This window comes from Rhizobium sp. BK098, from assembly GCF_014193155.1.
Lineage (GTDB): Bacteria > Pseudomonadota > Alphaproteobacteria > Rhizobiales > Rhizobiaceae > Rhizobium.
Genome location: NZ_JACHYY010000001.1, coordinates 247,307 through 265,335, shown reverse-complemented (window position 1 = coordinate 265,335; position 18,029 = coordinate 247,307). Strand labels below are relative to the sequence as shown.

The 18,029-nt window shown below is 59.9% G+C and carries 17 protein-coding genes; 5 read left to right on the top strand and 12 right to left on the bottom strand.

The window, feature by feature from the left end:
* Position 1: 1 nt before the first annotated feature.
* Complete coding sequence (locus FHT73_RS01290; protein WP_183709390.1) at positions 2-685, bottom strand: tetratricopeptide repeat protein; 684 nt, start codon at positions 683-685, stop codon at positions 2-4.
* A gap of 214 nt (positions 686-899) precedes the next feature.
* Positions 900-1,481, bottom strand: coding sequence for an NnrU family protein (locus FHT73_RS01285; protein ID WP_183709388.1), 582 nt, complete (start codon positions 1,479-1,481; stop codon positions 900-902).
* 179 nt (positions 1,482-1,660) lie between these two features.
* Between FHT73_RS01285 and FHT73_RS01280 the strand changes: the two genes are divergently transcribed.
* Positions 1,661-2,641 carry a polysaccharide deacetylase gene (locus FHT73_RS01280; protein WP_183709387.1) on the top strand — a complete coding sequence of 327 codons (981 nt, stop codon included), beginning with the start codon at positions 1,661-1,663 and terminating at the stop codon, positions 2,639-2,641.
* A gap of 238 nt (positions 2,642-2,879) precedes the next feature.
* Here FHT73_RS01280 and sbmA read toward each other — a convergent pair whose 3' ends face one another.
* A complete protein-coding gene (gene sbmA, locus FHT73_RS01275; RefSeq protein ID WP_183709385.1) occupies positions 2,880-4,145 on the bottom strand; it encodes a peptide antibiotic transporter SbmA in 1,266 nt (421 codons plus the stop codon).
* Positions 4,146-4,569: 424 nt separating this feature from the next.
* Here sbmA and FHT73_RS01270 point away from each other — a divergent pair, with 424 nt between their 5' ends.
* On the top strand, positions 4,570-5,154 hold the full coding sequence (locus FHT73_RS01270; protein ID WP_183709383.1) for a PadR family transcriptional regulator: 585 nt from the start codon (positions 4,570-4,572) through the stop codon (positions 5,152-5,154).
* A 9-nt stretch (positions 5,155-5,163) separates the two neighbouring features.
* Here the strand turns inward: FHT73_RS01270 and map are convergent, their stop codons facing one another.
* The 9 genes from map to glpK form a co-directional block, all read right to left on the bottom strand.
* On the bottom strand, positions 5,164-5,916 hold the full coding sequence (map, locus tag FHT73_RS01265; protein ID WP_183709381.1) for a type I methionyl aminopeptidase: 753 nt from the start codon (positions 5,914-5,916) through the stop codon (positions 5,164-5,166).
* Between the two features lie 149 nt (positions 5,917-6,065).
* On the bottom strand, positions 6,066-6,578 hold the full coding sequence (locus FHT73_RS01260) for a GNAT family protein (RefSeq protein ID WP_112334250.1): 513 nt from the start codon (positions 6,576-6,578) through the stop codon (positions 6,066-6,068).
* A 51-nt stretch (positions 6,579-6,629) separates the two neighbouring features.
* Entirely contained in the window at positions 6,630-7,058 is a 429-nt protein-coding gene (locus FHT73_RS01255; protein ID WP_183709379.1) for a DoxX family protein, read from the bottom strand.
* A 30-nt stretch (positions 7,059-7,088) separates the two neighbouring features.
* Positions 7,089-7,559 carry an SRPBCC family protein gene (locus FHT73_RS01250; RefSeq protein ID WP_112334248.1) on the bottom strand — a complete coding sequence of 157 codons (471 nt, stop codon included), beginning with the start codon at positions 7,557-7,559 and terminating at the stop codon, positions 7,089-7,091.
* Between the two features lie 99 nt (positions 7,560-7,658).
* Positions 7,659-8,915: an RNA polymerase sigma factor gene (locus tag FHT73_RS01245; RefSeq protein ID WP_183709377.1), complete on the bottom strand. Its 1,257-nt coding sequence runs from the start codon at positions 8,913-8,915 to the stop codon at positions 7,659-7,661.
* The gene (locus FHT73_RS01240; RefSeq protein WP_015340707.1) at positions 8,912-9,286 is read right to left on the bottom strand and encodes a YciI family protein; all 375 of its coding nucleotides are present in this window, start codon (positions 9,284-9,286) and stop codon (positions 8,912-8,914) included. Before FHT73_RS01240 ends, FHT73_RS01245 begins: the two co-directional genes overlap by 4 nt.
* An 80-nt stretch (positions 9,287-9,366) precedes the next feature.
* Positions 9,367-10,281: an LD-carboxypeptidase gene (locus FHT73_RS01235; protein WP_246712023.1), complete on the bottom strand. Its 915-nt coding sequence runs from the start codon at positions 10,279-10,281 to the stop codon at positions 9,367-9,369.
* A gap of 99 nt (positions 10,282-10,380) precedes the next feature.
* A complete protein-coding gene (locus FHT73_RS01230) occupies positions 10,381-11,184 on the bottom strand; it encodes a membrane-anchored protein (protein ID WP_183709375.1) in 804 nt (267 codons plus the stop codon).
* 184 nt (positions 11,185-11,368) lie between these two features.
* The gene (gene glpK, locus FHT73_RS01225; protein ID WP_183709373.1) at positions 11,369-12,865 is read right to left on the bottom strand and encodes a glycerol kinase GlpK; all 1,497 of its coding nucleotides are present in this window, start codon (positions 12,863-12,865) and stop codon (positions 11,369-11,371) included.
* 221 nt (positions 12,866-13,086) lie between these two features.
* On the opposite strand from glpK, the gene FHT73_RS01220 reads away from it, so the two are divergent.
* The 3 genes from FHT73_RS01220 (at position 13,087) to xdhB (ending at position 17,998) form a co-directional block, all read left to right on the top strand.
* Positions 13,087-13,863, top strand: a complete 777-nt coding sequence (locus FHT73_RS01220) for a 3-hydroxybutyrate dehydrogenase (RefSeq protein ID WP_183709371.1) — start codon at positions 13,087-13,089, stop codon at positions 13,861-13,863.
* A gap of 71 nt (positions 13,864-13,934) precedes the next feature.
* Positions 13,935-15,401 (top strand): xanthine dehydrogenase small subunit, encoded by a 1,467-nt coding sequence (gene xdhA, locus FHT73_RS01215; protein ID WP_183709369.1) that lies wholly within the window; start codon positions 13,935-13,937, stop codon positions 15,399-15,401.
* Between the two features lie 260 nt (positions 15,402-15,661).
* Complete coding sequence (gene xdhB / locus FHT73_RS01210) at positions 15,662-17,998, top strand: xanthine dehydrogenase molybdopterin binding subunit (protein ID WP_183709367.1); 2,337 nt, start codon at positions 15,662-15,664, stop codon at positions 17,996-17,998.
* Positions 17,999-18,029: the final 31 nt, after the last annotated feature.

The following is an 18,029-nucleotide window of genomic DNA, read 5'->3' as shown; positions in this document are numbered from 1 at the left end:
TTCAGCCTTTTGCGACCGGAGCCTTGCCGGATGCAGTGATGAGATCGAGCAGCATCTGGGCACGGTTGGCAACGTTGCGCGGGCTCTGCGGATCGTCGACGATTGCCTGGAACCATTGCCGCGCCTTGGCGAAATCGCCGGCCTTATAGGCAGCAAGGCCGAGAACATCGCGCGCCGAATGCCGGAAGGCATCAGCCGGGACGGCAAGCTCCTGCGCTTCGGCAGCGACCTGGTCATAGGTGCCAGTATCGACGAGCAGATAGGCAGCCCGCAGGCGCGCCGCATCGCGGATAACGACCGGAAGGTCCGTCTGCTTGCCGATCGCCGAGAAGGTGGCGATGGCCGCGGCCTTGTCACCCTTCTGCACTTGCAGCGTCGCGGCGCGCAGCCGCGCCAGCACCGGATAGGAACCAGGGCCGTTCTTTTCGATGGCGGCGAATGCGGCGAGCGCCTCATCCGTCTTGTTCTGATCGGCCAGCGTCAGCGCGGCAATGAACTGATCACCGCCGCTGCCAGCCTGATTGCCGGCCCAATAGCGATAGCCGCTGTAGGCTGCGGTACCGAGAACGACGAGCACCGCAGCACCGATGATGAGCTTGCCGAAACGGCGCCATATGAACAGCAACTGGTCCGAGCGCAGTTCCTCGTTCACCTCACGGATGAAGCTATCGTCATTGAATGCCATTCTTGTCTCCGGCCCAGGCCAAATAGTTCCAACAAGCTTAGGGGTTAGAGCATGATGCCGAAAATTGTGAGCGGTTTTCGGACGACATCATGCTCTAATTCCATGATGCTAGAGCGGATTCAGATTTTAGGTCTATCGGACCTAAAATCATCCGGCTCTAGTGGGGCCTTCTACTCCATTTTGCGGTTTATGTAAGGGGGAATGGTGGAAATCGTCATATAACGAGCGGCGAAACCCCGATAATCCACGCATGAAGCTTCCAAATGATCAAGGCCCAGACGACAGCACCGATAACGATCGCATAAAGATCATATTTCGCCGAGACGAAGGGGCGCACGGTGATTTCGCCGGCCCGCTCGCGCCGTTTGAACGAAATACGCAGGATCACGCCCCAAGCCAGGAAGGCAGCAAAGAGCAATATGGCAGCACCGTCGCCATTGGAGAGAAGATGCGCCAGCGCCCAGATCTTCACCGAAAGCACCATCGGATGCTTGGTCCTGACCGCGATATGCCCCGCCGGCAGCAGCGAGGCGACAAGACAGATGAGAGCGAACAGCATCAACAGGATGGTGATGTGGCTCATCCAGAACGGCGGCGACCAGACCGGCGTCATGTCGCGCGCCTGACCGAAGCCGTAAATCAGGACGACCAGAGCTATGACGCTCGCGATCGAATAGGCACCCTTCCAGCCGCCTTCGCCAAGGCTGGCAATCAATGACGTCCGCAGGCCGGGTGTCACGACGCGGATCAGATGGAGGCCGAGAAAAAGAACAATGCCGAGAATGAGCAATGCCATGGATGAAATCCTTTATGGTCTTGTAGTCACATCCTTATCGGCTGCCGTAAAAAAATGCCAGCATCACCGCAGCTTCGCCGCATTTGCGCGAAAGGAAGGAAGCGACCCGGAGCACGCCACCCGATATCGCCGGATGATCCCTCGTAAGCCGTGCTCGATCCAATCAGTGTTCGGTGCCCATGTTTCGCTTAGCTACCTGTCTCTCCCTCGCCATTTCCTTAGGGTTGCCCGCAGCCGCCCTGGCCGATGGCAAGCCCAAGCAACTCGTCATGATCTCTTTCGATGGCGCCCATGACAATGCGCTTTGGACCAAGAGCCGCGAGATCGCTTCGCGCAACGGCGCGCATTTCACCTATTTTCTCTCCTGCACCTTCCTGATGAACAAGGCGCAGGCCAAGGCCTACCAGGGGCCGAAACAGCGGCCGGGTAAATCGAATGTCGGCTTTGCCAGGAGCGAGGACGATGTGCGCACGCGCATCGCCAACATCTGGAGCGCACACCAGGAAGGTCACGACATCTCAAGTCACGCCTGCGGCCATTTTGACGGCAAGGGCTGGAGTGCCTCCGACTGGAAACAGGAATTCATGAATGCCCGCATTGCGCTTCGCGACGCCTGGAAGAATGTCGGCCTCGCCGACAAGGAGCCCCAGGGCTGGGAAGACTTCGCCACGAATGACGTCAAGGGATTTCGCGCACCCTATCTTTCCACCAGCGACGGTCTCGTGCCGGCGGAAAAAGAGATGGGCTTTCAGTATGATGCAAGCCTGGTCACCAAAGGCCCTGCCCTGCCGCAGGTGATCGACGGCATCTATCGCTTCGGGCTGCCATTGATCCCAGAAGGCCCCCAGCAGCGCCCGGTCATCGGCATGGACTACAATCTCTATGTCCGCCATTCAAAGGGCGTCGAGGACAAGGCCAATGCCAAGACCTATGAGGACCGCACCTTCGATGCCTTCGAAGCCGCCTTCAACAAGCAATATGACGGCGAGCGCATTCCGCTGCAGCTAGGCTTCCATTTCGTCGAAATGAATGACGGCGCCTATTGGCGCGCCCTCGACCGTTTCGTCAGCGATGTCTGCCACAAACAGGATGTCGCCTGCGTCAGCTATTCCGAGGCAATTCCGCTGATCGCAGCACGCGGCAAGCTACAGCAGGGCTAAGCGGTCGGGCGGAGCGTGCTCGATTTTCGAGATTGGAAGGGAAGGTATCGCCATACGCCACTCGCCCTCGTGGTTCGAGACGGTCCTTCGGGTCTCCTCACCATGAGAGCTCCCTCTGCGCAAGACTGCTATTAAACTGGCTTCACGCGGCAACCTGCACCATCCTCACCCTGAGCTTGCCGAAGGGCGAGGATGGCCCGGATATTTTGACCAATGAAAAGGTCACAACCTTTTGTCGTCAACCATCCGCGTGAACGACACCTGCTTCGCGCTCCAGGTAGCGCTGATCGATCGACGGAAGCGGCTCGTCATCGATCGCTGCCTCAAAGGTCTTGAGACGCTTATGGATCGACAGGAGTTCGATGATCGTCGTCCAGGAATTGACGAGATACTGGAACGAGTTGCTGACTTGGCCGAAGGCTGTCGATATCTGCTGAAATATACCATAGGTGATCACGCCAGCCACGATGGTCGGAACCAGCATGAAGGTAACGAACAGGACGTCGGCCTGAAGGTAGAAATAGCGGGCAACGTTGAAATAAAGATAGTGGAAGTAGATGCGGTAGTAGTTCCGTCTCACATTCGCGAAAAGCTCGTTGACGGTTGCCGGCTGCGCACGATCCTCATGATCCTCGCCGTAAACAAGTTCTTTGCGGTAAGCGGCTTCGACACGCTGGTTCTTGAAGTTTAGGCCGGGCAGCTTGATACCGGCGAGTGCCAGCAACACCGTGCCAAAAACAGACCAGAACAGCGCCAGCCAGAAGAGCGAATGAGGAATCTTGCCGATGATAGGGAGTTCCGTAACATAGGTCGAAAGCGCTAACAGGATCGGCAGGAATACGATCAGCGTCATGACCGAGTTGATCAGGCTGATGCCCAGGCCCTCCAGCACGGTGGAAAAGCGCATGGTGTCTTCCTGAACACGCTGGGACGCCCCTTCGATATGGCGCAGCTTCTCCCATTTCGACATATAGAAATTGTTCATCGCCGTCCGCCACCGGAAAATATAGTGGCTGGTGAAGAAGTCCGTCAGGATCGAGACAAACATGCTGAGAAAGACGATCTGCACGAAAGTCAGCATCAGGCCATAGAAATCCCCGACCGTTACATTCGCTTGCTTCGCCAAGGCGTTCTGCAGCGTATCCCCAAACGGCCGGCGCCAATTGTTGATTACCACCGAAATCTGCACGCCGAAGAAGGTGACGAAAATGATAAAGGCAGAGCCCCATATCGACCAGAGCTTCCACGGATTTTCCCGGGCGCGAAGGTGCCACGTCCCGCAGAAAAGAACGATGCAGAGAAAGAAAAAAGCATAGAACCAGAGGTTCCCCCACAACAGGAAATAGCTCAGGTCGTAAGGCTGCTGCCCCTCCGGCGGCATGATGAAACCCAGATGCGTTCCCAGGTCGGAGACGACGGAATACCAGGCCGCGATGCAGAGTAGCGTCCAGACCACCATCGAAGTGAAGAAGAGTTTCGGCTGAGGGAAGAAAGAATGAAACACGACGGTTAGGCTTCCTGTTGGTTCGAACGACCGCAATGGCGTGAATTTGAGGCGAGCCTAGGACAGTTCGCCGGGAGCGGCAACCGCCAGAAGCCTGTTCTTACGTAGATGTAATCGCTTATCCCATGATCGTGATGCAGTTGTTCAGCAACGAAATTTCACCCATGGGATGAACTCCTTCCCCCATATGGTCACACTTTCTCCTCCAGCCCATCTCATCCGCAAACCGCCTCTTGCAGAATACTATCTTACGATATATATCTTACGACATGACTAACGATATAAACTCTCACACTTCACAAGGAGAAACGATATGAGAGGTTTCAGAGATCGCATGTTCGGAGATGGCTTTGACATCGTCGAGGCATATATCCTACGACATGGCCGAGGCCGTGAATCACGCGGCGAGCATAGGAGAGACTTCATGAGAGGCTTCAAGGGCGGCATGTTCGGCGGCGGGTTTCGCACCGGCCGCAAGTTCGATGCGGCCGACCTGCAGCTCATCATCCTTGCTTTGCTCTCCGAGCAGCCCCGCCACGGTTATGAACTGATCAAGATCTTCGAGGAGCGTTCCGGCGGCTTCTATGTTCCGAGCCCCGGCGTTATCTACCCGGCGCTGACCTATCTCGAGGAGACCGGCCAGGCCGAAGTCGAGGTCAGCGGCACGAAGAAGCTTTACCGTATCACCGAAAGCGGCCAGAAGCGTGTCGACGACAATCGTGATCTGGTCGAGGTGACCCTCGCCAAGCTCACCGCCATCGGCGAGAAAATGGCCCGCGTTCGCGAGGTCTTCGACGGGGGGGATGAGGACGGTCGCGACAATTCGTTCGATCGCCATGGCAGCGGCGACGTGCATCGCGCCCGCCACCTGCTGCGTTCCGCGCTTCGCTCAAAGTTCCCCTGGAGCAAGGCCGAAGGCGCCCGCATCGCGGCAATCCTCGAGCGCGCCGCCGCTGACATTATCCGCGGCGAAACGAAAAACGAAGACAAGACACAGGCCGACGACTAAGTCGGGACCTCACTTGTCCGGCAATGTCAGAATGACAGGTCCGTTGCGGGTGGCAATGATCGTGTGCTCGTACTGGACCGTGGGCGCCTGCGGATCGGCGTAGAGTGTCCAAGCATCATCGCCGCCCTCTGCCCAGATCGCGCCGAGTGAAAGAAACGGTTCGACGGTAAAGACAAGCCCATCCTCAATGATCCGGCTCTCGGAAGGGTCCGCCCAGGTGGAAACCTCCGCGGGCTCCTCGTGCAGGGAGCGGCCAATGCCATGGCTGGCGAGATTGGCGATCAGCGTGTAGCGGTTTTTCTGCGCGAAGGCTCCGACAGCCTGCCCGATCTTCGCAAGCGGCGCACCGCTTTTCACCTGATTGAGGCCGACCCAGAGTGCCCGCTTGCCGTCGCGGCACAAGCGCTCGATCTTCGGCTTGACCGGCGGCACGGTAAAGGATGCGCCGGTATCGGAGAAGAAGCCGTCCTTCTCGGCCGATACATCGAGATTGACCAGATCCCCCGCCTTGATCACGCGTGGACCCGGAATGCCATGCGCTACTTCCTCGTTGACGCTGATACAGGTCGCGCCGGGGAACTTGTAGACCAGTTCCGGCGCCGATTGCGCGCCGGCATCCTCCAGCACCTTGCGGCCGATCGCGTCCAGCTCCAGCGTGGTGATGCCCGGCTCCAGGGCCGAGGCCATGGCCTGCAGCGCGTTGGCGCAGATGCGCCCGATATCCTTGAGCTTGGTCAGTTCTTCTTCGGTCGAAACGATCATCTACGGCTTCCGGCACTCCCGCTCTCTCAGCAGCGGTTCGGCGAGAGGCTCAAGGTGGCTTTCGCCCCTTCCCTCCCGGCAGTCAACGTTTTTCTGAGGCGTTCTCAGGCTTTCTGCCAGATAGCGCGACTTTCCGATTCCGAAAGAGCTCAAGAGCGCGGGTCGTCCGACAGCAATGCCCAGCGCTCGTGGTCGCACCAGACGCCGCCGATCTTCAGATATTTTGGCGAGAAGCCTTCCTTGCGGAAACCCAGCCGCTTGACCAGCGCGATCGAGGGATGATTGCCCGGTTGGATATTGGCCTCCAGCCGATGCAGGCCGACCGCGTCGAAGGCGTGGGCGACCGCCAGCCGAACGGCCTCGGTCATGAAGCCCTGGCCAGCAAATCCGACCATGCCATGATAGCCGAGAAAGGCGCTGCGGAAGCCGCCCCACACCATCTGGCTGATATTGACGACGCCGACAATCCCGCCGGAGCCCGGATCGCGCGCTACGAGGCCTATATTCGGGCCTGTCACCGTCTGGCCGAACCATGCGTCGAAACCGTCGCGATCGAGGAACGGATAGGCCCAGGGCACATGATGGGCGCGGCTGGCGATATTGGCGGCGATCAGCTCGTCCGCATCCGATTGCCTGACAGGCGCGATGATCACTTGCGGCATGGTTCGCTCCGTCCTTGTTCGGGAGCGAGCCTTAGCAAATCGAATCCGAAATCAAAAGCTTCGCTGAAAGAGCGGAATCATTTTCCGAACCGCTTCATAGCGAAGATAAAGTCCGCCCCAGGCAATCACGCCGAGATAAACGCCGAACAGCAGATGCGAGAAGATCGGACTGCCGACCCTCAGATGCGTCGCAATCGCCCCACCGAGCAGACCTGTCAGCAGGATTGCGCCGAGGACCGACGTTCTCGGGATCGCATAGAGAATGGCGCAACCGAGCGTGATGACGCCAAGCAGCCGGGCGAGCGCCGGATCGGCCGAATAACCAAGCCCCGCCATCGTCTCCGTCACCACCGGCAACGGAACGAGCTTGATCACGCCATCGAACAGCAGGAAGGCAATGACCAGTCCGCTAAGGATCGTGCCCGCCACGCGCTGAGCCCGCGTAACCGAAGGCAAAGATGAATCGACTGCATAAGACATTGTCGTATCCCCCGGAATTGAATCGGAAATTCAGATTCTGGCTGCCAGTGCCGCGAGCTGCTCGGCGCACTGGCCCCATCCCTGATGGAAGCCCATCTTCTCATGCGCTTCGCGATCTTCAGCCGACCAGTGCAGGACAGTCGCGGTGTAACGGGTCTTGCCGCCACCGAGATCGTCGAGTTGGATCGTCACCACCATGAAAGGCTTGGCCGACGGCACCCAGGCGCTGGCGAAGGCGTCGGTGAAGACGATCCGCTCATTCGGAACGACTTCCAGATAAACGCCGTTGCCCGGATAATCCTCCCCCTCGGGGCTGCGCATGGTAATCGAGCTTGAGCCCCCGGCTCGAACGTCTACGCTGGCGGCCGACACTGTCCATGGCAGCGGCGCGAACCATTGCTTCAGAAGCTCCACTTCGGTCCAACAACGGAAAATCTTCTCGCGCGGCGCATCGATGACGCGGGTCAGGGAAAGCTCGTGGCGCTGGGGCTGCTCAGTCATGTCTTGTTTCTCCCTGCTGTTTGACGCGGCCTGTTCGGCCTATACCTTAATGACGTTCGAGACTGCCGTTTGCCGACAGCACAGACGTAAATTTTTTGATTATTTTGCAGCCGCAAGAGCATCCGCGCTCAGACGATCGAGCTGATAACGAATATGAGCTGCTTCAGCGGGCGAACGGGCGAGCGCGATCGCCCTGTCGAAGGCGACGCGTGCCTCCTGCGAGCTGCCCAGTTGTGCAAGCAGGCCACCCCTGACGCCATGAAAGTAGAAATAGCTGTCGAGCTGTGCTTCCAGCGTTGCAATAAGCGCCAGAGCGGCCTCCGGCCCCTTGAGCTTTGAGAGCGCAACCGAGCGATTGAGCGTGACGACGGGTGACGGCGTCAGCCGCTCCAGCATCTGGTAGAGAAGGTCGATCTCTTCCCAGTCCGTATCCTCAGCCCGCTTTGCCCGGGAATGCAGCGCTGCGATTGCCGCCTGAACCTGATAGGGGCCGGGCCGGCGATGGCGGATCGCCTTGTCGAGGAGGGCCAGCGCCTCATCAATTGACGTGCGATCCCAGAGCGAACGATCCTGATCTTCCAGAAGGACGATCTGTCCATTGGCATCGAACCGCGCCGCCTTGCGCGATTGCTGCAGGAGCATCAGCGCCAGCAGCGCCATGGTTTCCGGCTCGGAGGGAAAGATCCGCAACAGCAGCCGGCCAAGCCGGATCGCCTCGTCGGCGAAGGCGGCCGCCTCGCGATGCGTTCCGCCGGCCGAATAGCCTTCGTTGTAGATGAGGTAGATCATGGCGCTGACGAGCGCCAGCCTTTCGCTTCGCTCCACCGCGCCCGGCGTCTCAAAAGGAACGCCTGCTGCGGCGACGCGCGCCTTAGCCCTTGTAATGCGCTGCTCCATAGCGCTTTCGCTGACGAGGAAGGCGCGGGCAATCTGCTGCACCGAAAGGCCGGAAACGATGCGCAACGCCAACGCGATCTGTTGCGTTGCCGGCAGATCCGGATGGCAGCAGATGAACAGCAGCCGGAGAATATCGTCGCGATATCCCGAGCCATCGAGCCGCTCGGCCAGATCGCTCTCCACATCACTCGTATCGGAGATCGTCTCCTCATCCGGCAGGCTCTGCAATTTGGCCTGCTTTCGCACGGTATCGATACCGCTATTGCGGCCGACGAAAATCAGCCAGGCGACGGGATCGCGCGGCGGTCCCTTATCGGGCCAGGTCTTCAAGGCCCTGAGGCAGGCCTCCTGAAAGGCCTCCTCGGCGGTATCGAGATTGCGGAAATAGCGCAAGAGCGCACCCATCACCTGTGGCCGGGCATTGGTAAGCGCGATATCGATCCAGGCAATGTCGGTCATGTTGCAACAGCTCCCGGCCGGAAGACGTAAAGCGGACGGATTTCATAGGAGCCGACGCCGGGATTGGCCGCGGCAAGCTCCTTCGAAAAACCGATGGCTTCGTCGAGGGTTTCGAAATCGACCACGTAGAAACCGAGCAACTGCTCCTTCGTTTCAGCGAAGGGACCGTCGATCACGATCGGCTCGTTCTTGCCCTTGCGCAGGGTCGTTGCTGCCGTCGTCGGCATCAGCCGTGCCACGGGCCCTAGCTTGCCAGCCTTTGCCAGCGGCTCCTGCACGGCAATCAACCGTGCCATTGTCGCGTCTTCCTGTTCCTTAGACCAGGCAAACACGGTGTCTTCGTCGTTGTAGCATAGGATCGCGTAAAGCATTGAGATTCCCTTCTCCCTTTAAAGACGAAGGAATATCACCTGCACCGACAGGCTACGTCAAAAAAATATGGAAGAGGGCGTCAGGTGTTTCCGCACCGGATCGCCAGGATACCGGCCTTGGCATCAAGCTCCGCAATGGCTCCGATAAAAGCGCTTGCCGGGCGATCGCCGTGCCCGAGCGGCAAGCCGCCAAGGATCGGCACCTTCAGTTCGGCCAGATGTTCGCGCAGAATATCGATCACCGAATAAGAGCGATCGAACTCGAAGTTAGTAAACTGGCCGATTGCGACCCCCAGCAGGCCGTACAGATGCCCCGCCTTTTGCAGCATGGTCATCTGCCGATCCACCTGGCCGGGGTACAGACCGGTGGCCTCAAGCAGCAGGATGGCACCGTGCATATCCGGCAACGCCCAGCCGGCCGACGCCGCCACCATATCGAGATTGCCGCCAATCAGCCGACCCTCGGCCGTTCCGCTTGTCGTCAATCGCGATGTCGGCTCTTCCGGGCGCGCGGCGATGACGACATCCTCGGTTGTCATCAATGCCTGACGCAACGCGTCATGCGTATAGGAACTGACACCATCTTCATTCGGCCCCATGGAAAATGCGCCGTGAATGCCGACCTGATGACAATGTTTCAGCAGGCTCAAATGCAATGCTGTGATGTCGCTGAAGCCGATAACGAACTTCGGATCACGTCGAACTGCAGCAAAATCTACTTGATCAGCAATGCGGTATGATCCTTTGCCGCCACGCGTGGTGAAGATCGCCCGAACTTTGGGATCGCGAAATGCAGCGTTGAGATCCGCCAGCCGCTCCTCATCGGTACCGGCAAGATAACTCCACTTGCTAAAGGCATGTTCGCCGAAATCGACGTTCAGCCCCCAGCCTTTCAGGATTTCGGCATGCCTCAGAACCATATCTCTGTCGGGCGAACTTGCGGGCGAGACAAAGCGCACCTTGTCGCCCGGCCGTAGTGGCGGCGGCATCAGCATTGGACTGACCTCTGCGCAATCGAGTGATTCTAAGCTGCGATCTTGGCACGGAATCACGACCAACGTCAGCCGCAGATTGACCGTTGGCGAGCCCTTATCTCAAGAATTGATGACGGCCGCAGCCGTTAGCGGTGCCGGCCGCTTGCCCTGGGCATCGGCTTCCACCGTCCGGCCGGCCCCCGTTTTGCCCTTCCATAAAGGTAGACCGATCGATTGCGACACGGCTGGGTCGCTTGTAAATACCGGATAGCCGCGCTCGAGAAGCCGCTCGAGAACCTCTCGGTCCTTGCGCACATGCAGCCGCGCCAGATTTTCCTGATTATAGACGTGCCCGCCGGAATCGGGATTGATGCCGGTGATGATGACTTCGGTCGCGCCGTTATAGATCGCGAAGAGCACGGCATTTATACCGTTCGAGCATTTGTCGTCCGCACCGAGCTCGCTGCATTTCACCCCGCCGACGCGGTCGAGCAGCGCCATGCGCTTGTAGCGATCGACGATCTCCAGCTTGTCGTAGCTGTAATTGAACTTCCGCAACCCCTCTTCCAGCCGCTCGCGCCCCTTCCGCCAGAGCAGGACGTAGAGCATCTTGGTCCGTTCGCCGTTCAAAACGCGGCGCACCTCGACGGCATTGGTGTTCGTGCCTTCGATCTGGTTGAACTGGACGAGCGTCACGTCGGGCGCCTCGATCCCCCAGGCCTTCGTCACCATCTGCGAACCGTTGATGGTGATAACCTTGAAGCTTTCATCGAAATCCACCGGCTTGTTCGAAACCGGCGCCGAGCCGACCACCAGAACAGGCCCATCGAACCGCTCGGCGAGCATCGGCGGCTTCGGCCGGGTCAGATGATATTTGATCTGCCGATAGTAATGTTTTTTCAGTTCAGAAAATTGAGCAGCCATTATTCGCTTTATCGTCTCTCGAGAAGGCGTCCGCCCTTAAAAGGCGCGGTCCGGCGAAACGTGGCCCGCAATCTTCCCCGAGCCACGAACAAGACGAGTATCGCTGCGCGCACTTATATAAGCAAAATAAAGAAATCTTACACGGCATAACCTGGGGTGAGCAGTCGATGAGTACCGATCACCTCTACCGTGTACTCAAGGTGCGCGAGACCGCGTTCTTCCAGCCTTTGAGCTTCGCATTTCGGGTCTTGGCGTCCATATCAGGCTCGAAGCGCTTGTCGCGTGCCCAGGCCTTGGCGAAACCGGCGCGATCCGGCCAGACGCCGGCGCGGCTGCCAGCAAGCCAGGCGGCGCCCAGCGCGGTCGTCTCGAGGATCGTCGGGCGATCGACCGGTGCGTCCAGCAGATCGGCAAGCCGCTGCATGGTCCAGTCGGAGGCGACCATGCCCCCGTCGACGCGCAATACTGTCCCTTCCCCGTTGCCGTTGCGCCAATCCCTATGCATGGCATCCAGGAGATCGCGCGACTGATAGCAGACGGCCTCCAGCGCCGCTCGGACGATTTCCTCAGGTCCGGTATTGCGCGTCAGCCCGAAGATCGCGCCGCGCGCATCCGGGTCCCAATGCGGTGCGCCGAGGCCGGTAAAGGCCGGCACCAGATAGACCTCCTGCAGCGGATCGGCTTTGGCCGCCAGTTCGCCGGAATCCGAAGCGCGCTGGATGGCCTTCAGCCCATCGCGCAGCCACTGTACCGCAGCGCCAGCAATGAAGATCGAGCCTTCGAGGGCATAGGTCGTCTCGCCATTCAGCCGATAGGCGATGGTGGTCAAAAGGCGATTCTTCGAGCGCACCATGTCCGCGCCGGTGTTGAGCAACGCGAAGCAGCCGGTGCCATAGGTGGATTTCATCATGCCGCGTTCGAAGCAAGCCTGGCCGATCGTCGCCGCCTGCTGATCGCCGGCAACGCCGAGGATTGGGATTTCAGCGCCGAAATGCGTGACCTCCGTGACGCCGAAATCGGCGGCACAATCCTTGACCTCAGGCAGCATGGCAGCGGGAACGCGCAGGATATCGAGCAGCTCCTCGTCCCATTCGTTCGCGCCGATATTATACATCAGCGTCCGCGAGGCATTGGTGGCGTCGGTGACGAAGCTCCTGCCGCCAGTCAGACGCCAGATCAGGAATGTATCGACGGTGCCGAAGCAAAGCTCGCCCTTGGCAGCGCGGGCACGCGCACTCTTCACGTTGGTGAGCAGCCAGGACAGTTTGGTGCCGGAGAAATAAGGGTCGAGCAGCAGGCCCGTGCGGCGAGTGAATAGCTTTTCTAGGTCCTGGCGCTTGAGCTTTTCGCAATAACCCGCCGTGCGGCGATCCTGCCACACGATGGCATTATGGATTGGCTTGCCGGTCTCGCGATCCCATACGACGACGGTCTCGCGCTGATTGGTGATGCCGAGGGCAGCAATATCCTTAGCGGTGATGCCGGCGGCTTCGATAGCCTTGCGGACGGTGACGAGAACGGACGACCAGATTTCTTCCGGATCGTGCTCGACCCAGCCGGGCTTCGGATAATGCTGGGTGAATTCTTTCTGCCCGACACCGGCAACCTTCATCTTGCCGTCGAAAACGATAGCCCGCGTCGACGTCGTTCCCTGATCGATCGCCAAGACATAACCGCTCATGCATTCCTCCCGCCTGTTGCATCCCGAAGCAACAGATACGCGAGCAAAACGAATGTGAAAAGAAAGCAAAACGAAATTTTTTCGCTGAAGGCTACACTTTCCGGTTCACGGCATCGTGGCCAAAGGGCTGGCAGCATTACGATTGCCATATCCGCGGGTTTGGGACTAGGCTGAAACGGTTTGCACTGCAGCAGGAAGCTGCGCTGTCCAAGGAGAAGATCATGGCAAGAACAGTTGTCGTCACCGGTTCCACAAGCGGTATCGGCCTCGCCATCGCGGCCGCCTTCGCCGCCAAGGGCGATAACGTCGTCATCAACGGCTTCGGAAAGCCCGAGGAAATCGATGCGATCAAGGCGAAGCTCGAAGCTTCCGGCGGCGGCAAGGTGATCTATCATCCGGCTGACATGACGAAGCCCGCCGAGATCGCCGATCTGATCGCGACTGCCAACTCCACCTTCGGCAGCGTCGATGTCCTCGTCAACAATGCCGGCATTCAGCATGTCGAGAAAATCGAGGATTTCCCGATCGAGAAATGGGATCAGATCATCGCGATCAATCTCTCCAGCTCCTTCCACACCATCCGCGCCGCCATTCCGCTGATGAAAGCGAAGAAATACGGGCGCATCATCAACATCGCCTCGGCGCATGGCTTGGTCGCCTCGCCCTTCAAAGCCGCCTATGTCGCGGCCAAACATGGTATATTAGGCCTGACCAAAACGGCGGCGCTCGAGCTTGCCGAATTCGGCGTGACGGTGAACGCCATTTGCCCTGGCTACGTCCTGACCCCGCTTGTGGAAAAGCAGATCCCGGACACGGCCAAGGCACGCGGGATGACCGAGGAGCAGGTCAAGAACGAAGTCATCCTCAAGGCCCAGCCCACGCATGAGTTCGTCAAGGCCGAGGAAATCGGTGCCCTGTCGCTCTACCTTGCGAGCGACGAGGCGCGCCAGGTGACCGGCACGCATGTCTCGATTGACGGTGGCTGGACCGCGGAATAACCATTGACGGTTAGGGCCGGATTCGCGTGAGCGCCTCCGGCCCCGCAAAATGGACAATAAACGGGAACGACATGAGCGACAGCATCCGCTTTATCCTCAACGGCGAGGATATCATTCTATCCAGCCTGCGCCCCACCGAGACGCTGCTCGACTTCCTGCGTCTCAACCGGCGGCTGACGGGAACGAAGGAAGGATGCGCGGAGGGCGATTGCGGCGCCTGCACGGTGCTTGTGGGACGGCTGATCGATGGCGGGCTGTACTATGAATCCGTCAATGCCTGCATCCGTTTCGTCGGCTCGCTGCATGCGACCCATGTCGTCACCGTCGAGAATCTTGCAGCTCAAAATGGCACGCTTCACCCAGTGCAGCAGGCGCTGGTCGATTGCCACGGCTCGCAATGCGGTTTCTGCACGCCGGGCTTCGTTATGTCGCTCTATGGCCTCTGGCTGACGACGGAAAAGCCGAGCCGGGCGCAGATCGAAAAGTCGCTGCAGGGCAATCTCTGTCGTTGCACGGGGTATGAGCCGATCGTCAAGGCCGCCGAACAGGTGAGCCAGAAGCGGCCGAGCGCGCTCTTCGATCCGCTCGAAAAGACCAGGGCCGATATCATCGCCCGCCTCTGGGCAATGCAGGGTGGCGATACCATCGAGATTTCCGAGGGCGAGGATCGTCTCATCGTGCCCGGTTCAGTATCGGCACTGGCGCAGGTGCTTGCCGACGAGCCGACCGCGACCGTCGTTGCCGGGTCGACCGATGTCGGCCTCTGGGTCACCAAGCAGATGCGCCGGCTGAACCCGGTCGTCTTCGTCAACCATCTGACCGATCTGCAGAAAATTACCCTTGAAGATGCAGGCCTGACCATCGGCGCCGGCGTCACCTACAGCCGCGCCTTTGCTGTTATCGCCGAAAAGATCCCCGCTTTTGCCAACCTCATCAACCGTATCGGCGGCGAGCAGGTGCGCAACATGGGCACGATCGGCGGCAATATCGCCAACGGCTCGCCGATCGGCGACACACCCCCGCCGCTGATCGCCCTTGGCGCAACGGTTAGGCTGCGTTCGACGGCAGGCACGCGCAACCTGCCGCTCGAAGATTTTTTCATCGATTACGGCAAGCAGGACCGCAATCCCGGCGAATTCGTCGAGAGCATCTTCGTGCCCTATCCGGCCAAGGATGCGCATTTCGCCGTCTACAAGATCTCCAAGCGCCGTGACGAGGATATTTCGGCCGCCTGCGGCGCCTTCCATCTGTCACTGGATTCAGCCGGTAATGTCGCAGATATCAGCATCGCCTTCGGCGGCATGGCCGGTACGCCGAAGCGCGCTCGCACCGTCGAGGCGGAATTGATCGGCAAGCCGTGGACGGAAGCAACCGTCATGGCCGCACGCAACGCCTTCGACGCCGATTACACGCCGCTCACCGATTGGCGCGCCTCGGCCGAATACCGCCAGCTGACCGCCAAGAACCTTCTCATCCGCTTCTACCTGGAAACATCGGGTGCGCCGCAGGAATTGAGACGCTTCGAGGTGCTGGCATGATGACGGATTTCGGGTTTATTCGACCGTATTTCTCAGGCACGGCACGGCACTTTTCGCCGGATGACGGCAGCCGCTTCCTTCCACCTTCTCCCCTCGGGGAGAAGGTGCCCGAAGGGCGGATGAGGGGGTTACACGGCAAAGAGCAAGCTTCCTTTTATCCAGTCTCAGGACACGCATCGCTTCGCGATGCATCCCCCTCATCCGGCCTGTCGGCCACCTTCTCCCCACTGGGGAGAAGGGGAACCCTGGAGGCTTGAAGCATGGACAAATCCACCTTCGAGGAGCGCAAGGTCATCAACGGCTCGATGCACGGCTCGTTACGCCATGATTCCGCACATAAGCACGTCACCGGAGCCGCCGATTATATCGATGACATTCCCGAACCAGCCGGCCTGCTGCATGGCGCACTCGGCCTTTCCGACCGTGCTCATGCCGAGATCGCCGGCATCGATCTCTCGGCAGTAAAAGCCTATCCGGGCGTCGTCTGGGTCTTCACGGGGACCGATATTCCCGGCGTCAACGACACCAGCTCCAACGGTAGGCATGATGAGCCGCTGCTCGCCGAGACCAAGGTCGAATTCCACGGACAGCCGATCTTCGCTGTCATCGCCGAGACCCGCGATGCCGCCCGGCGTGCCGCGCGTCTTGCCAAGATCGATTATCGCGACCTGCCGCATTGGAGCGATATCGATGGCGCGCTGGCCAATGGCGCACCGCTCGTCTACGAGCCGATGACCCTGAAGCGCGGCGAGCCCGAAACCGAGATGGCGAATTCCAAGCATCGGATCAAGGCGCAGATGCGCATCGGCGGTCAGGAGCACTTCTATCTCGAAAGCCATATCGCCATGGCGATCCCCGGCGAGGACGATGAGGTTGCCGTCTGGTCGTCGACGCAGCATCCGAGCGAAATCCAGCACATCGTCGGCCATGTCCTGAACATCCCGTCCAACGCCGTCACCGTCAATGTGCGCCGCATGGGCGGCGGCTTCGGCGGCAAGGAAACGCAGGGCAACCAGTTTGCGGCGCTGGCTGCCGTCGCCGCCAAGAAACTCGGCTGCGCCGTGAAATTCCGGCCGGACCGCGACGAGGACATGAGCGCCACCGGCAAGCGCCACGATTTCCTCGTGGACTACGAAGTCGGTTTCGACGACGAAGGCCGCATCCAGGCCGTCGACGCCACCTATGCCGCGCGCTGCGGCTTTTCCTCCGACCTTTCCGGCCCCGTCACCGACCGCGCGCTGTTCCATGCGGATTCCAGCTATTTCTACCCGCATGTGCATCTGGTCTCGAAGCCACTGAAGACGCATACCGTCTCCAACACCGCTTTCCGCGGCTTCGGCGGCCCGCAAGGGATGGTCGGCGGCGAGCGCATGATCGAGGAGATCGCCTACGCGCTCGGCAAGGACCCGCTCGAAATCCGCCGCGCCAATTTCTACGGCCAGCCGGGCTCGGGCCGGACGCTGACCCCCTATCATCAGGAGGTCACGGACAATATCATCAACCGCATCGTCGACGAGCTGGAACAGAGTTCCGACTATCAGGCGCGGCGCAAGGCCATCATCGAGTTCAACCGTTCCAGCCGCTTCATCCGCAAGGGCATCGCGCTGACGCCGGTGAAATTCGGCATCTCCTTCACCATGACCGCCTTCAACCAGGCAGGCGCGCTGGTGCATATCTATCAGGATGGCTCGATCCACCTGAACCATGGCGGCACTGAAATGGGCCAGGGCCTCTATGTGAAGGTGGCGCAGGTTCTGGCCGATAGTTTCCAGGTCGATATCGACCGCGTGAAGATCACCGCGACGACTACAGGCAAGGTGCCGAATACATCGGCGACAGCGGCCTCCTCCGGCTCCGACCTGAATGGCATGGCAGCCTATGACGCTGCCCGGCAGATCAAGGAAAGGCTCGTCGCCTTCGCGGCCGAAAAATGGGGTGTCGGTGCCGAGGAGGTACGGTTTCTGCCAAACCGCGTGCGTGTCGGCGAAGACGAAATCCCCTTCCCCGATTTCGTCAAGCAGGCCTATTTCGCCCGCGTCCAGCTCTCGGCTGCCGGCTTCTACAAGACGCCGAAGATCCATTGGGATCGCAAGGCCGGCCGCGGCACGCCCTTCTATTATTTCTCCTATGGCGCCGCCTGCTCGGAAGTGTCGATCGATACGTTGACGGGCGAATACCTGATCGACCGCGCCGATGTCCTTCATGACGTCGGTCGCTCCCTCAACCCCGCGATCGATATCGGCCAGGTCGAAGGTGCCTTCGTGCAGGGCATGGGCTGGCTGACGACGGAGGAGCTCTGGTGGGATGCGAAGGGCCGGCTGCGCACCCACGCGCCGTCCACCTACAAGATCCCGCTCGCTTCCGACCGTCCGAAGATTTTCAATGTGCGGCTGGCGGAATGGTCCGAAAATACCGAGGCCACCATCGGCCGCTCGAAGGCCGTGGGCGAGCCACCTTTCATGCTGCCGATCTCGGTGCTGGAGGCACTATCGATGGCGGTCGCCAGCGTCGCGGATTATCGCATCTGCCCGCGCCTCGATGCGCCGGCGACACCGGAACGGGTGCTCATGGCGGTCGAGCGGCTGAAGGGGATGTGATTGTCCTTCTCTGGGCTTTCACTCCCTACCC

Coding starts and splice junctions, on each gene's coding strand:
- FHT73_RS01260 (WP_112334250.1), bottom strand. CDS start 6,578: ATGCCGCAAGTGATCATCGCGCCTGTCAGGCAATCGGATGCGGACGAG.
- map (WP_183709381.1), bottom strand. CDS start 5,916: ATGATCGTTTCGACCGAAGAAGAACTGACCAAGCTCAAGGATATCGGG.
- FHT73_RS01285 (WP_183709388.1), bottom strand. CDS start 1,481: ATGGCATTGCTCATTCTCGGCATTGTTCTTTTTCTCGGCCTCCATCTG.
- FHT73_RS01280 (WP_183709387.1), top strand. CDS start 1,661: ATGTTTCGCTTAGCTACCTGTCTCTCCCTCGCCATTTCCTTAGGGTTG.
- FHT73_RS01235 (WP_246712023.1), bottom strand. CDS start 10,281: ATGCTGATGCCGCCGCCACTACGGCCGGGCGACAAGGTGCGCTTTGTC.
- FHT73_RS01250 (WP_112334248.1), bottom strand. CDS start 7,559: ATGACTGAGCAGCCCCAGCGCCACGAGCTTTCCCTGACCCGCGTCATC.
- FHT73_RS01270 (WP_183709383.1), top strand. CDS start 4,570: ATGAGAGGCTTCAAGGGCGGCATGTTCGGCGGCGGGTTTCGCACCGGC.
- FHT73_RS01245 (WP_183709377.1), bottom strand. CDS start 8,915: ATGACCGACATTGCCTGGATCGATATCGCGCTTACCAATGCCCGGCCA.
- FHT73_RS01255 (WP_183709379.1), bottom strand. CDS start 7,058: ATGTCTTATGCAGTCGATTCATCTTTGCCTTCGGTTACGCGGGCTCAG.
- FHT73_RS01290 (WP_183709390.1), bottom strand. CDS start 685: ATGGCATTCAATGACGATAGCTTCATCCGTGAGGTGAACGAGGAACTG.
- FHT73_RS01240 (WP_015340707.1), bottom strand. CDS start 9,286: ATGCTTTACGCGATCCTATGCTACAACGACGAAGACACCGTGTTTGCC.
- FHT73_RS01220 (WP_183709371.1), top strand. CDS start 13,087: ATGGCAAGAACAGTTGTCGTCACCGGTTCCACAAGCGGTATCGGCCTC.
- glpK (WP_183709373.1), bottom strand. CDS start 12,865: ATGAGCGGTTATGTCTTGGCGATCGATCAGGGAACGACGTCGACGCGG.
- xdhB (WP_183709367.1), top strand. CDS start 15,662: ATGGACAAATCCACCTTCGAGGAGCGCAAGGTCATCAACGGCTCGATG.
- FHT73_RS01230 (WP_183709375.1), bottom strand. CDS start 11,184: ATGGCTGCTCAATTTTCTGAACTGAAAAAACATTACTATCGGCAGATC.
- xdhA (WP_183709369.1), top strand. CDS start 13,935: ATGAGCGACAGCATCCGCTTTATCCTCAACGGCGAGGATATCATTCTA.